Origin of the sequence: Chryseobacterium sp. 7 (genome assembly GCF_003663845.1) — a bacterium.
Classification (GTDB): domain Bacteria; phylum Bacteroidota; class Bacteroidia; order Flavobacteriales; family Weeksellaceae; genus Chryseobacterium.
This window is the reverse complement of the sequence record NZ_RCCA01000001.1, coordinates 4,519,883-4,533,127: the sequence shown is the minus strand read 5'-3', so window position 1 is coordinate 4,533,127 and position 13,245 is coordinate 4,519,883. Positions and strand designations below refer to the sequence as shown.

General features: G+C 38.5%; 12 protein-coding genes, 1 tRNA gene and 2 rRNA genes. 9 read left to right on the top strand and 6 right to left on the bottom strand.

Features of this window, described 5'->3' with window-relative positions; genetic code table 11:
- Nucleotides 1-50 precede the first annotated feature (50 nt).
- The 3 genes from CLU97_RS20740 (at nt 51) to rrf (ending at nt 3,307) form a co-directional block, all read left to right on the top strand.
- Nucleotides 51-123 (top strand) — tRNA-Ala (locus CLU97_RS20740).
- Nucleotides 124-275: 152 nt separating this feature from the next.
- Nucleotides 276-3,027 (top strand): 23S ribosomal RNA (locus CLU97_RS20735).
- Nucleotides 3,028-3,199: 172 nt separating this feature from the next.
- Nucleotides 3,200-3,307: ribosomal RNA gene (rrf, locus tag CLU97_RS20730) — 5S ribosomal RNA — on the top strand.
- A gap of 559 nt (nt 3,308-3,866) precedes the next feature.
- Here the strand turns inward: rrf and CLU97_RS24435 are convergent.
- Nucleotides 3,867-4,028, bottom strand: coding sequence for a bacteriocin-like protein (locus tag CLU97_RS24435; RefSeq protein WP_165790557.1), 162 nt, complete (start codon nt 4,026-4,028; stop codon nt 3,867-3,869).
- A gap of 227 nt (nt 4,029-4,255) precedes the next feature.
- On the opposite strand from CLU97_RS24435, the gene CLU97_RS20725 reads away from it, so the two are divergent.
- Entirely contained in the window at nt 4,256-4,528 is a 273-nt protein-coding gene (locus CLU97_RS20725) for a bacteriocin-like protein (RefSeq protein ID WP_121489607.1), read from the top strand.
- A gap of 125 nt (nt 4,529-4,653) precedes the next feature.
- Nucleotides 4,654-4,833, top strand: coding sequence for a bacteriocin-like protein (locus CLU97_RS24430; RefSeq protein ID WP_410493416.1), 180 nt, complete (start codon nt 4,654-4,656; stop codon nt 4,831-4,833).
- Between the two features lie 58 nt (nt 4,834-4,891).
- On the opposite strand, the gene CLU97_RS20720 is transcribed toward CLU97_RS24430, so the two are convergent.
- From CLU97_RS20720 to CLU97_RS20715, 3 genes are all read right to left on the bottom strand, one after another.
- Complete coding sequence (locus tag CLU97_RS20720) at nt 4,892-5,743, bottom strand: IS3 family transposase (RefSeq protein ID WP_262690511.1); 852 nt, start codon at nt 5,741-5,743, stop codon at nt 4,892-4,894.
- 14 nt (nt 5,744-5,757) lie between these two features.
- Entirely contained in the window at nt 5,758-6,189 is a 432-nt protein-coding gene (locus CLU97_RS24120; protein ID WP_228437552.1) for a hypothetical protein, read from the bottom strand.
- A gap of 92 nt (nt 6,190-6,281) precedes the next feature.
- Complete coding sequence (locus tag CLU97_RS20715; protein ID WP_121489606.1) at nt 6,282-7,232, bottom strand: isopenicillin N synthase family dioxygenase; 951 nt, start codon at nt 7,230-7,232, stop codon at nt 6,282-6,284.
- 84 nt (nt 7,233-7,316) lie between these two features.
- Between CLU97_RS20715 and menD the strand changes: the two genes are divergently transcribed.
- Nucleotides 7,317-8,987: a 2-succinyl-5-enolpyruvyl-6-hydroxy-3-cyclohexene-1-carboxylic-acid synthase gene (gene menD, locus CLU97_RS20710; protein WP_121489605.1), complete on the top strand. Its 1,671-nt coding sequence runs from the start codon at nt 7,317-7,319 to the stop codon at nt 8,985-8,987.
- Nucleotides 8,988-8,989: 2 nt separating this feature from the next.
- On the opposite strand, the gene CLU97_RS20705 is transcribed toward menD, so the two are convergent.
- Entirely contained in the window at nt 8,990-9,616 is a 627-nt protein-coding gene (locus CLU97_RS20705) for an aminotransferase class IV (protein WP_121489604.1), read from the bottom strand.
- The gene (locus CLU97_RS20700) at nt 9,600-10,577 is read right to left on the bottom strand and encodes an aminodeoxychorismate synthase component I (RefSeq protein WP_121489603.1); all 978 of its coding nucleotides are present in this window, start codon (nt 10,575-10,577) and stop codon (nt 9,600-9,602) included. The genes CLU97_RS20705 and CLU97_RS20700 overlap by 17 nt, the downstream gene beginning before the upstream one ends.
- A 44-nt stretch (nt 10,578-10,621) precedes the next feature.
- On the opposite strand from CLU97_RS20700, the gene CLU97_RS20695 reads away from it, so the two are divergent.
- The 3 genes from CLU97_RS20695 to CLU97_RS20685 all read left to right on the top strand — a co-directional run bounded on the left by CLU97_RS20695 (nt 10,622) and on the right by CLU97_RS20685 (nt 13,239).
- Nucleotides 10,622-11,347, top strand: coding sequence for a hypothetical protein (locus tag CLU97_RS20695; protein ID WP_228437831.1), 726 nt, complete (start codon nt 10,622-10,624; stop codon nt 11,345-11,347).
- A 73-nt stretch (nt 11,348-11,420) separates the two neighbouring features.
- A complete protein-coding gene (locus CLU97_RS20690; protein ID WP_121489601.1) occupies nt 11,421-12,149 on the top strand; it encodes a beta-carotene 15,15'-monooxygenase in 729 nt (242 codons plus the stop codon).
- Between the two features lie 13 nt (nt 12,150-12,162).
- Nucleotides 12,163-13,239 carry an AI-2E family transporter gene (locus tag CLU97_RS20685; protein WP_121489600.1) on the top strand — a complete coding sequence of 359 codons (1,077 nt, stop codon included), beginning with the start codon at nt 12,163-12,165 and terminating at the stop codon, nt 13,237-13,239.
- Nucleotides 13,240-13,245 lie beyond the last annotated feature (6 nt).

Genomic DNA, 13,245 nt, shown 5'->3' with positions numbered 1-13,245 from the left:
CCAAGTAAAAAGTCTTGAATCTAGCATCTTGAATCTCTTAGTCTACTAGCGGGAATTAGCTCAGCTGGCTAGAGCGCCTGCCTTGCACGCAGGAGGTCAAGGGTTCGACTCCCTTATTCTCCACAGTTTTGGAAGATTGATTTAAAAGTTACGGATGAGCCAAAAACAACATCTGTTCATCAGTCGGAAAAGAAGAATTAAAGATCATTGACATTAACGGTAAAGACATCACAAAGAGAAAACCGAGCGCATAAAGCGCTTGAGTAACCAATAGGAAAGAAATCGTTAAGGGCGTATGGCGGATGCCTAGGCTTTCAGAGGCGAAGAAGGACGTGGTAAGCTGCGAAAAGCTGCGGGGATTGGCACACACGAATTGATCCGCAGATGTCCGAATGGGGCAACCCAATACATTGAAGATGTATTACCTCTTAGGAGGAGCAAACCCGGAGAACTGAAACATCTAAGTACCCGGAGGAAAAGAAATCGAAGAGATTCCGTAAGTAGTGGCGAGCGAAAGCGGATTAGCCCAAAAGCTAATATATGTTTAATAGAATGTTCTGGAAAGAACAGCCATAGAGGGTGATAGCCCCGTATATGAAAGGCATATTTGAGTGATAAATGAGTAGGGCGGGACACGTGAAATCCTGTCTGAATATGGGGGACCATCTCCAAGGCTAAATACTCCTGAAAGACCGATAGTGAACAAGTACTGTGAAGGAAAGGTGAAAAGCACTTCGAATAGAAGGGTGAAATAGAACCTGAAACCGTACGCCTACAAGCGGTCGGAGCAGCATTAAGCTGTGACGGCGTGCCTTTTGCATAATGAGCCTACGAGTTAATTTTACTAGCGAGGTTAAGGTATTAAGTACCGGAGCCGGAGCGAAAGCGAGTCTGAATAGGGCGCATAGTTAGTAGGATTAGACGCGAACCTTGTGATCTACCCATGGGCAGGTTGAAGCTCTGGTAACACAGAGTGGAGGACCGAACGGTTGACGTTGAAAAGTCTTCGGATGACCTGTGGGTAGGGGTGAAAGGCCAATCAAACTGGGAGATAGCTCGTACTCTCCGAAATGCATTTAGGTGCAGCGTCGATGTTAAGTTTATTAGAGGTAGAGCTACTGATGGATGCGGGGGTTTCACCACCTACCAATTCCTGACAAACTCCGAATGCTAATAAATGTTCGTCGGCAGTGAGGGCATGGGTGCTAAGGTCCATGTCCGAGAGGGAAAGAACCCAGACCAACAGCTAAGGTCCCAAAATATATGTTAAGTTGAAGCAACGCGGTTGGACTGCATTGACAGCTAGGATGTTGGCTTGGAAGCAGCCATTCATTTAAAGAGTGCGTAACAGCTCACTAGTCGAGCGGTCCGGCATGGATAATAATCGGGCATAAACATATTACCGAAGCTATGGATTTATATTTTAGATATATCTGGTAGGAGAGCATTCTATTTGCGCCGAAGCAGTACTGTGAGGTATTGTGGAGCGGATAGAAAAGAAAATGTAGGCATAAGTAACGATAAAGCAGGCGAGAAACCTGCTCACCGAAAGACCAAGGCTTCCTCAGCCATGCTAATCAGCTGAGGGTTAGTCGGGACCTAACGCGAACCCGAAAGGGGTAGTGGATGGACAATGGGTTAATATTCCCATACTTGCTCACGAATAAAGGGGACGGTTGGATGTAGCTGCTGGAGACTGACGGAATAGTCAAGGCCTAGCCTTCGGGCGAAGCTGCTGCAGTGTAATCTGATCCAAGAAAAGCCGAAGTGAAGCAACCCGTACCAAAACCGACACAGGTGGTCGAGGAGAGAATCCTAAGGTGCTCGAGTGAGTCGTGGCTAAGGAACTAGGCAAAATAGTCTCGTAACTTCGGAAGAAGAGACGCCATCAGCAATGGTGGCCGCAGTGAAGAGGCCCAGGCGACTGTTTATCAAAAACACAGGACTCTGCTAAATCGAAAGATGCTGTATAGGGTCTGACACCTGCCCGGTGCTGGAAGGTTAAGGAAGGTGCTTAGGGTTAAACCGAAGGCATTAACTGAAGCCCCAGTAAACGGCGGCCGTAACTATAACGGTCCTAAGGTAGCGAAATTCCTTGTCGGGTAAGTTCCGACCTGCACGAATGGTGTAACGATCTGGGCACTGTCTCAGCCACGAGCTCGGTGAAATTGTAGTATCGGTGAAGATGCCGATTACCCGCAATGGGACGAAAAGACCCTGTGAACCTTTACTATAACTTCGTATTGACTTTGAGTAAGTAATGTGTAGGATAGGTGGGAGGCTTTGAAGCAGGCACGCTAGTGTTTGTGGAGCCAACGTTGAAATACCACCCTTTACTTACTTGGAGCCTAACTTCTTTAAGAAGGACATTGCGTGGTGGGTAGTTTGACTGGGGTGGTCGCCTCCAAAAGAGTAACGGAGGCTTTCAAAGGTACCCTCAGCACGCTTGGTAACCGTGCGTAGAGTGTAATGGCATAAGGGTGCTTGACTGTGAGACCAACAAGTCGATCAGGTGCGAAAGCAGGACATAGTGATCCGGTGGTTCCGTATGGAAGGGCCATCGCTCATAGGATAAAAGGTACTCCGGGGATAACAGGCTAGTCTCCCCCAAGAGCTCACATCGACGGGGAGGTTCGGCACCTCGATGTCGGCTCGTCACATCCTGGGGCTGGAGAAGGTCCCAAGGGTTGGGCTGTTCGCCCATTAAAGTGGCACGCGAGCTGGGTTCAGAACGTCGTGAGACAGTTCGGTCTCTATCTATTGCGGGCGTTAGATGTTTGAGAGGGCTTGATTCTAGTACGAGAGGACCGAATTGAACAAACCTCTGGTGTATCAGTTGTACCGCCAGGTGCACCGCTGAGTAGCTACGTTTGGAAGAGATAAGCACTGAAAGCATATAAGTGCGAAACTCGCCTCAAGATGAGACATCTTTTAAGGGTCGTTGTAGATGACGACGTTGATAGGCTATAGGTGTAAAGACAGTAATGTCATAGCCAAGTAGTACTAATTACCCGTAGATTTATAGTCTATGGTTACTAATATAAACCAAGTGCTTTATGTGCATTGAAGGTTTTGTCTTTGTGAAAGTTTTTATCGATTAAAACAGGTATCAGATGACAGATACAAGGTATCAGGTAGCAGTTGAAACAGCTATTACCTCTTCCCTAGGATCTTCCAACTGAACCTTATATACCTTCTTTAGGGTGGTTTTAGCGGTGGGGCTCACCTGTTCCCATTCCGAACACAGAAGTTAAGCCCACCAGCGCCGATGGTACTGCTAACGCGGGAGAGTAGGCCGCCGCCAGTTTTTATTTTATTTTTAAAAAACCTTTATCATTGCGATAAAGGTTTTTTTGTTTTATACATATCACAACTATTCCAACCCAACTCCAACAGATACATGAGTAGTGGTCTTTACAGCCTTTACTTTACCATCATTACACGTTTTATCCCACAGCATTAGTCAATCCCTGGAAGTCTAAACAAAGCTTTTTCTATACAATTAAAAAGCAGAGAGCTAATCAAATAGCTTGAAAACGGGAGATTGTAATCTTTAAGCCTCTAATAATTAAGCCTGGATTCCTGCGAAATGACACAATGGAAATAAAGGTGTATCCTTACATCTGCCACATTCTATTTCTTAATACTGAATCCCGTAACTCTATACCGAATCAATATATACCGATTCCTGAATTATTCCCACAACAATCATTTTAGCCTCATAAATCATTTATTATATATAAAACTTTACAAAGGTTGGAAAGAATATCCAAAGAGCTAAAACCTATCTTATTTTAATCCAGAGGAAATAAAAAACCGCTTCTGTAAAGAAACGGTTCTGTTTTATGACATTGTGATGGTAATGATTACATATCACTGTTTGTGTCCGGGCATTTGAAATCATCGCTGCAAGTAGCGCATACAATAACTCCATTGCAATAATACATGCAGAAATCTTGTTCGGGAAGATTAGCTCCTCCGGAAATGTTTTTTAATTGGCCTTTTTGTAGTTTTTTTAAATTTTTCATATTATTTTAATTAAAAATTTGTAGGTATAGTAAAATTAGTTAAAATATTTTTAATTAAAAAATATATATGGATTTAAAATTAAAATATACTATAAATAGTAGTTCAAGAGATTGTATAATGATTGAATTTAATTTAAATGTTTGATTATTAGTGAAATAAATCCTATTTTTAAGCAAGCGTTATCCGAAAAGCTTATAGAGTAGGAAATACCAAAAAATCAAGAACTATGAAAAATCAAAAGAAACTTTCAAGAGAAGATCAAAAGAGTATTGTTGCAGGAGTAGACTTTCCAGCTTATTGTTTTGAAGGTGGAGGACCGGGAGAAGGAGGCTGCTCAGCTGGAGAAATCTGCTCAGGTGGAAAATGCGTGCCTTACGGAGGAGGCCCTGGAGGTGGAGGAAATCCTGGAGGTGGCGGTGATACCTATACCTGCATTTGTCCATGGGGTACTTTTACACAACCTACTCCATGTCCCGAATTTTACTGCATTACAGGGTAGTATAAGAGTGGTAATCAATAATTGATCTTATATATCTGGGTATAGTATTGATTTAATTAAAGAATAAATAATTAATTAAACATGATCCGAAAACTTATAGAGTAGGAACACCTAAAACAATAACTATGAAAAATTTAAAGAAAATCAAAAGAAATGAATTAAAAAGTATTTCTGGTGGGGCGTCTAAATGTTATGATCTTAGAGATTCACCTGTAGATCCTTGTGAAGAGCTTAATAATCTGGGTACAGGCTGTTACAGATTCAACAACTGTATAATGGCATGTACACTAGGTCCATGTTTATAATCAAAAGTGACTAGTCCTAAATAATCGTTACAGATTAATAAGATAAAAATACTAATATTTATGATATAGTTGTAGGGCTATCCTTACAACTATATTTGTTTTTATAGGTTCTTATTTTTACACTATTCTGTTTGTGCATTTGTTCAGGTGTTTTCATATAACACGACCAATGTGGTCTTTTAGTATTATAAATTGTGATGGCATCTTCTACTAATAGCTTCATTGTTTGTATATTAACATGATAGTCTTCCAATAGAAACTCTTGTTTAAGTATCCCATTTACCCTTTCTGCAATTGCATTTGCATAAGGATCGTAACTCTCGGTCATTGAAGGACTAATGTTTTTCTTTTTCAGTATTTTCTGATAATCCATACTACAATACTGAAAACCCCTGTCAGAATGATGAATTAAGCTTTCCTTATACATTCTCTGCTTTATAGCCATATTCAATGCACTAAGAGCCCCCTGAGCTGCCAGACTATTAGAAACATCATATCCCATTATCTTTTTAGAATAAGCATCAGTGACCAAAGACAGATAACAATTACGGTCTCTACCCCCAATATAAGTGATATCCGAAACCCATACCTGTTCAGGGTGTTCCAGCAGCATGTCTTCTATCAGATTTTTATGTTTTCTGAATCGATGATGGGAATCAGTGGTTATCCGGTAGTTTCTTTTAGGCTTTATAAGCATATCATTAGCTTTCAATATACGGAAAAGCTTATCTCTGCCTACATGTAAGGACTGTAACGAGGGTTCCAGCATATGATAGAGCTTTCTTGTGCCCAGACGAGGCATCATCACCCGTAAGCTATTGACAAGCTGAATCACCTGATCAGCTTTGGCTCTTTTGCTTTCTGTAATCCAGAAGCTTCGATAATAGCGCTGTCGGCTAATCCCGACCAATCCGCAAAGATAGCTTATCGCTTTTTTGTTTTCTTTGCTGATATATTGGATTGATCGGGAGAGAAGTTTTTTCTTACCTGAATCAGGTATTCTTCTTCGGCTAAATCAATCAGCTTATCCAGAATAGAAGCTTTATCTTCAGATTTTACTAAGCGGTTCTCTAAGAATCGATTCTGGTGCTCCAAACGTTTTAGCTTCTCTTCAAGTTCTCTGATTTTTTGTTCCGGGGTTTGCATAGCTTTACTTTGTGAACGGTTATCCAGATCAAAGTTACCATATTTTCTACGCCATTCGGTAATAGTACCATGTCCCTGGATACCATATTTGCGCATTGCTGCCCGATTTCCAATCGAACCACTTTCTACTTCACCCACTACGGCTAGTTTAAAGGATAAACTGTAATCTTTTTGACTACGCTTTACATACTGATTATTAAATTGTTCCATAACATTACTTTTTTAGTTGTAACGATATGTTAGGACGAGACAAAGATTACAATAAAGAGGGCTGTCTCAACACTGAGGCAGCCCTTCTTTTTTTATTTTTTAATCAATCCTAATTCGATTAATCTTTCATGCAGGAATTCTCCGGCAGTAGTGTCTTCGTATAGTTTTGGATTGTTTTCATCTACACAGTTATCAAGTGCATTTAAAGACATTGCACTGATGGGATGCATAAAGAAAGGAATTGAATATCTTGAAGTACTCCACATCTCTCTTGGCGGGTTCACTACTCTGTGGATGGTAGATTTCAATTTGTTGTTGGTATGTCTTGAAAGCATATCTCCAACGTTGATCATCAGTTCATCTGGTTCTGCAATAGCATCTATCCACTCTCCGTTATGGTTCTGAACCTGAAGACCTTTCCCTTGTGCTCCCATTAAAAGAGTGATAAGGTTGATATCCCCATGAGCTGCTGCTCTTACCGCATCATCCGGTTCTTCAGTAATTGGCGGGTAGTGAATGGGTCTTAGAATAGAATTTCCTTCTGCGATTTTGTCATCAAAATAAAATTCATTTAAACCAAGATGTAATGCTAAAGCTCTTAGAACATACTGTCCTGTTTTTTCAAGCATTTGGAAGGCTTCTTTACCTACCTCGTTGAATTTTGGAAGTTCATCAACGATTACATTGTCCGGATACTCAGTTTTGTATTTTGAATCATCAGACAGATACTGCCCGAAATGCCAAAATTCTTTTAAGTCTCCTTTTTTGAAACCTTTTGCAGTTTCTTTACCGAATCCTACATAACCTCTCTGGCCACCAATTCCTGGAATCTCATACTTCTGTTTCGTTTCCACTGGTTGGTCAAAAAAGTTTTTTACCTCTCCATACAAATCATCTACCAGGTTGTCATCAAGAAAATGGCCTTTTAAGGCTACAAAACCAATTTCTTCATAAGCTTTTCCGATTTCATTTACAAATTTCTGTTTGCGTTCCGGGTTGTCCGAAAGGAAATCACGCAGGTCTACACTAGGTATTTTATCCATTTTTAGAAATTTACGAATAGCAAAATTACATTTTTTTTAATTTAAATGATTTTAAAATCATTATTTATAAGTTAAATTTGCTGTATGAAAAAATATTCTTCTAAGAGAAGTATCCAAATACTTGCACATCTTCTTCAGCAGTACGGAATTGCAGATATCGTAATTTCTCCGGGGTCAAGAAATGCTCCTTTGGCCATTCATTTTTCAGAGGTAGATCGTTTCAACTGTTACAGCATTGTAGACGAAAGAAGTGCAGCTTTCGTGGCAATGGGTATGGCAAAAAGTGAGAAAAAGCCGGTGGCGGTTACCTGTACCAGCGGATCAGCGGTGGTGAATTACTACCCAGCGGTTACAGAAGCATTTTATCAGAATGTTCCGCTTTTGATACTGACGGCAGACCGACCTACTGATTTTGTAGATATATTCGATGGGCAGACGATCAGGCAGAAGGATGTTTTTCATCAGCATTCCTATGGTGATTTTCAGCTTTTGGAAGACAGTAAGGAAAATGCAGAAGATATTAATTTCGATATCATTAAAAAAGCAATTGAACTTTGTTTTGAAAAACAAGGGCCGGTGCATATCAATATTCCTTTGGAGGAACCATTGTATGAATTGGTATCAGAGCTTCCTACTTTCCCAACCGTAGAGAAAACAATCAAGCATAAAGAATATGAAATTCCATCCAATCTGATTGCGGAATGGCATACCTCACAAAGAATTTTGCTGTTGGTGGGAACCAGAGACTACAGTCCGGAACTTGAAAACCAGTTAACTCAATTGGTAAAAAACCATTCTGTGGTAGTATTGAGTGAAGCGAATTCAAATTTGAATCATGAAAAGTTTTTCAAGCATATAGACCGTTATATTTTCAATTTTACGGAAGAGGATTATAAAACATATGCTCCTGACCTGTTAATTACGGTAGGGCAGAATGTGGTTTCCAAAAAAGTAAAACAGTTCCTGAGAAGTGCCCGCCCGAAGCAGCACTGGCATCTCGATGAAGTGTGGCAGCCTGATACGTATTTCTCATTGACAGAAAAAATAGAAGTGAAACCGGAGGTTTTCTTCTCAAAACTGTTGAAATTTATCAATCTGGAGCCTAGACCTTATTTTAACCTGTGGGATGTTTTAAGGGATAAAAAAGATGCTAAACACGAGCTGTTTTTGAATACCATTGAATTCTCAGATTTTTATTTCTTCAATAAAGCTTCGCAAACCATTCCGGAAAACTATAATATTCATTTCAGTAACTCTTCAGGGATCAGATATGCACAGCTTTTTGATTTCGGGAAGAGAAAAATGTATTGCAACAGAGGAACCAGCGGTATTGATGGATCTACATCTACAGCAATGGGGTTTGCCATCAAAAATGAAAATCCTACTTTGTTGATTACAGGAGATTTAAGTTTCTTTTATGATATCAATGGACTTTGGAATCAATATATTCCGCCGTTTGTAAGAATTATGATCTTTAATAACGGTGAAGGAAATATCTTTAAAATTATTCCGGGACCTGGAAATGCCAACCCGAATACGCTTGATGAATTTATTGCTACAAAACACCGTAAGAATGCAGAATCCCTGGCAAAACACTTCGGATTCTCCTACATCAGAGTAGAAGATGAGATTACTTTGGACAGAGTTCTTGAGAATTTCTTTAAGCCAGACGCACAGCCAAAAATCCTGGAAGTAAATACTTACGGGAAAAATAGCGCAGACGTGCTGAAGTCGTATTTTGAGTTTATGAAATAAGCCTAAAGGTCAAGATATTCTTCATTCCCCGGCAGATTGATAATTCTGTCGATAGGATAGATAAACATATCATCAAAATCATTCAACGCATTAATGATCTGGAAATGGGTGAATTGCTTTATGTTTTGTAAAGTGATCTCCGTTTCTTTGATCTTTTTTTGCTTTAAAAGGTGCTGTCTCTGGACACCGTTCAACAGATAAGTGGAAGGTGTAAACCAGTCTTTCCCTTTTAAAAACAAGAGGTTGGAGAAAGAGGTATCTGTGATATGATTGTTTTTAACAATGATAATTTCTTCAGCTTTCGCTTTCATCTTCATTTTATCCAGTTCCTTACGATCTTCGAACTTGAATGAATAATCAAAACTGTTATTTTCCACCAGCTTGAAATCCTGTATTTCAGGAATTGCATAAGGAATCATCTGCGTCCTGATTCTTTTATCAAGGTCATAGGCAATTCTCAGTTTGAAAAGACCATCTTCATCATGCTGCAGATTTTTATAGATCTTGGCCAGATCAATAGAGTCTTCCTTCCCGAAATGGGAAAATGTTTGATTGACACGTTTCTGATGTAGATCCAATAGAAAAATCTCCTGATCTTCTACTTTAATGCTTTCAATGAATTGGGACATAGATTTTATTTTTCATTTCCTGATACTCGTCTTCTAATTTACTCATGTGCGTTATACCGCCTCCGCTTTTGAAATAAAGTTGATCTCCTTCTTTTTCAATAAAGCGTATCATTACACAGCTGTCTACATTCTGGCCGTCGAACCAGCCGCAAACTCCAGTGTAATATCCTCTGTCATATCCCTCCGCATCCAGAATGATTTCCAGTGTTTTAGGTTTGGGAGCTCCTAAAATAGAGCCCGCAGGAAGCAGTTTTTGCATAATACTTCCTACTTTTCCGCCAAATTCAGGTTTTATCATTCCTGAAATCTCAGAACTCATTGCGTACAGATCCTTCTGCTGGGTTTTGATGAAGTCAATATGCTGGAACTGATCCACTTTTACATCATCTGCCACCATGCTCAGATCATTCCGGAGCAGATCTACTACGGTGTAATGCTCTGCCTTTTCTTTTTTGTCGTTCTTCAGAATTTCTGCTGCATTTTCAATAGAAGCATCAATGGTACCCTTCATAGGATAGGTTAAAATTTTTCCGTCAATGATTTTTACAAAAGTTTCAGGAGAAAAAAATACAAAAAAATCTTTATAAAATAATTTATACTTCGCATTTGAGTGATAAAAAATTTCTTCTAAGGTTAAATTGGTCTCTATTTTTGTCTTTCTAGTATAATTTACTAAATAAGAATTTCCTAGATGAATATTTTCCTGAACTTTGTCAAAACCAACCTGAAAGCTTTCCAATGTTTCAGGAAATGATTTCCACACTACTTTTTTGTCTAGTGCTTGTGTTTCTTTTGTGTTTGAAAATAATTGGAAATCAATAGTTAAACCTTCTTTTTCAATTTCATTTTCTTTGTATATTTCAACGTTCTCCGAGAGAAAGTCGATGACGAAAAAATAGGGAACCTTCTGAAGAGAAAGTTCATCCATTTCCATAAATTTTTGATGATTCACTGAAAACATTCTGCAAAAATACTTATTGATGTTTACTTTTGCATAAATTTTTTATGATGCAGAACAAATATCCTCAGAAACCGGGACTAGATTTTATATTGAAGCAGGCATTTTTTTATTGGAATAAAACACTCGTTTTTCAGTTGATGTTTTCAATTTTTTATTTTGGAATTTTCCTGACGGTGTTTTTTGCCGCAGATCTGAAATATAATATTTTTAGCCAGTATATGGAAACCAGCAAGTACCTTAAAGATGGAATGCAGGCTTATGCCACGCAGTATACTAAAATGGTTTCTACTCCGGAATTTCAGAATTTTTCTCTGATGATTGTGGGGACTATGATTTTTCTTTATCCTCTTAATATTGGTTTTTATCAGATTTACAGAAAGATTGATCTTAAGGAAAAGCTTGAGCTGGGCGATTTACTGGTAGGATATAACGGACTTAACTTTTTTAAGTACATAGGATATTATATTTTCTGGTTTTTCATCTATGTCAATGCTGCCCAGACTATTATTCTTGGAATTGTTTGGGTGATAATAACTGTGTTTGTAGCTCCATTGATGTTCTTTACCAATAAAAGGATTTTTGAATCAATTTCCCTTAATTTTAAAGCACTCAGGATGTATTTTCTGGAAATAACGGTATGTGTGATCGTTGCTTTTATATTTAAGTATTTAGGTTTTGCCCTGTTTTTTATAGGAGGATTGTTTACATTCCCTTTTTGGAATGCCATGATTTACTCCCTTTATAAAACGGTTTTTTCGGAGAAAAGTTGAAATTTCATTCATGTTTAATGTTTTCTTTTGCTAAAAAAAACTAAATTTGGTAAAATCATTAAATATTTAAACTATGTCTGAATTTAACGAATTTGATCAGCAAGGCTCTGTGCCTAACAGAGATACGGGGTCTATTATTTCTCATGCTTTTGAAATGTACAAGGGCGTTTTCGGTTACGGAATCGTCGCTATGATTATTTACCTGATTGGAGGGTCTGTTATTCAGATGCTTACAGGATTTGATTCTGCTTCTATGATGGAGGAGATGAAATCTTCAGGAGGCGATTTTAATTATTGGAGCGCTCCGGGACTTCCTTTGTATATGGGAGCTTCCAGTCTTTTCGGACTTCTATTATCTCCATTGTATGTAGGATTAATTTACATGGTGAACAAATACAACACGAAAACTCCAATTGAGTTTTCTGACCTTTTTATTGGTTACCGTCAGAATTTTGTAAATATTTTGATCTACAGTCTTCTTTCCGGAATTATTTCTTCCATAGCTCTTGCATTGTGTGTTCTTCCTATTATTTTTGTGTATCCTTTTCTTTTATTAGGATATCCAATTTTGTTATTTGAAAATGCTTCGGCTACAGATGCTTTAGGGAAATCATTCAATGTTGCTAAAGAAAACTATGGAATCTTCTTATTAACAGGATTTTTAGGATTTCTGATCTCTATAGCAGGGGTTATTCTTTGCGGAATAGGAGTGATCTTAACGGCTCCTTTTATTATGATCGTAATGTACTCTACGTATTGTGCTTTCTTAGGAAAACCAAGACAAATTATGTACAGTAAATAAAAAAATATAAATAATGAATAAGGACAAACAAATAAGCAGTGTTGCAATCAAACAGATGTCGTTGCTGGCCATTATTCTGATCTTGGCAGGATTAATCTGTTTTAATCTTGCATTGTTTATTCCTTCGGTTCTGGGAGCGATTACCATTTATGTAGTCTGCAGGAAATATAATTTTTATCTGCAGGAAGAAAAAAAATGGAAACCTTCACTGGCCGCTTTTGCATTAATGTTTGCAAGTCTTATTGTGCTTATTCTTCCGATCTATTTTATTGCTGATCTGATTATTGACAAACTGGGAAATGCACAGGCTTACATGGCTAAGTTCAATGTTTTCCTGGACAAAATTCATTCTTATATTTTCTCTAAAACAGGATTCGATATTCTGAGCAAAGAAAATATGGCAAAACTGAAAGACAATGTAGGAAAGTTTTCTACATCTGCAGTCAGTGGTACATTCAATACGCTTACAGTAGTGATGTCTATGTATTTTATTCTTTATTTTATGCTGGAAAGACCAAGGCTCTTCGAAAAGATTCTGACTTCTTCCGCACCGTTGAAGAGATCCAACATTTCTTTGATTGGCGATAAAATGAGAAAACTGATCATGGCAAATGCTATTGGGATTCCGGTTGTTGCTGTAGGGCAGGGTATTGTAGCCCTTATCGGTTATCTTATTTTTGGAGCACCGGGAGCTGTTTTGCTTTTTGCATTAACGGCTGCTGCTTCGGTAATTCCGGTTGTAGGAACTGCAATTGTGTATGTTCCGGTATGTATTTTTATGATTGCAGAAGGAAATACCGGACAGGGTGTAGGTCTGGCGATTTACTGTCTTGTAGTTGTTGGCCTTACGGATAATCTTCTTCGTTTTACCCTTTTAAAGAAACTGGAAAACATTCACCCGCTGAATACCGTATTCGGAATTATCATGGGGATGAATCTGTTTGGCTTTATGGGGCTTATTTTCGGGCCTATTCTGATCTCTCTGACCTTACTTTTGGTTCAGGTGTACAGGAATGAATTTTCAGATGAAGATACCCCTCCGGATCTTGAATTGCCCGGTCAGGATGATATCAAGGAAAAATTAATTTAATTATAT

Coding starts and splice junctions, on each gene's coding strand:
- CLU97_RS24435 (WP_165790557.1), bottom strand. CDS start 4,028: ATGAAAAATTTAAAAAAACTACAAAAAGGCCAATTAAAAAACATTTCC.
- CLU97_RS20725 (WP_121489607.1), top strand. CDS start 4,256: ATGAAAAATCAAAAGAAACTTTCAAGAGAAGATCAAAAGAGTATTGTT.
- CLU97_RS24430 (WP_410493416.1), top strand. CDS start 4,654: ATGAAAAATTTAAAGAAAATCAAAAGAAATGAATTAAAAAGTATTTCT.
- CLU97_RS24120 (WP_228437552.1), bottom strand. CDS start 6,189: ATGGAACAATTTAATAATCAGTATGTAAAGCGTAGTCAAAAAGATTAC.
- CLU97_RS20715 (WP_121489606.1), bottom strand. CDS start 7,232: ATGGATAAAATACCTAGTGTAGACCTGCGTGATTTCCTTTCGGACAAC.
- menD (WP_121489605.1), top strand. CDS start 7,317: ATGAAAAAATATTCTTCTAAGAGAAGTATCCAAATACTTGCACATCTT.
- CLU97_RS20705 (WP_121489604.1), bottom strand. CDS start 9,616: ATGTCCCAATTCATTGAAAGCATTAAAGTAGAAGATCAGGAGATTTTT.
- CLU97_RS20700 (WP_121489603.1), bottom strand. CDS start 10,577: ATGTTTTCAGTGAATCATCAAAAATTTATGGAAATGGATGAACTTTCT.
- CLU97_RS20695 (WP_228437831.1), top strand. CDS start 10,622: ATGATGCAGAACAAATATCCTCAGAAACCGGGACTAGATTTTATATTG.
- CLU97_RS20690 (WP_121489601.1), top strand. CDS start 11,421: ATGTCTGAATTTAACGAATTTGATCAGCAAGGCTCTGTGCCTAACAGA.
- CLU97_RS20685 (WP_121489600.1), top strand. CDS start 12,163: ATGAATAAGGACAAACAAATAAGCAGTGTTGCAATCAAACAGATGTCG.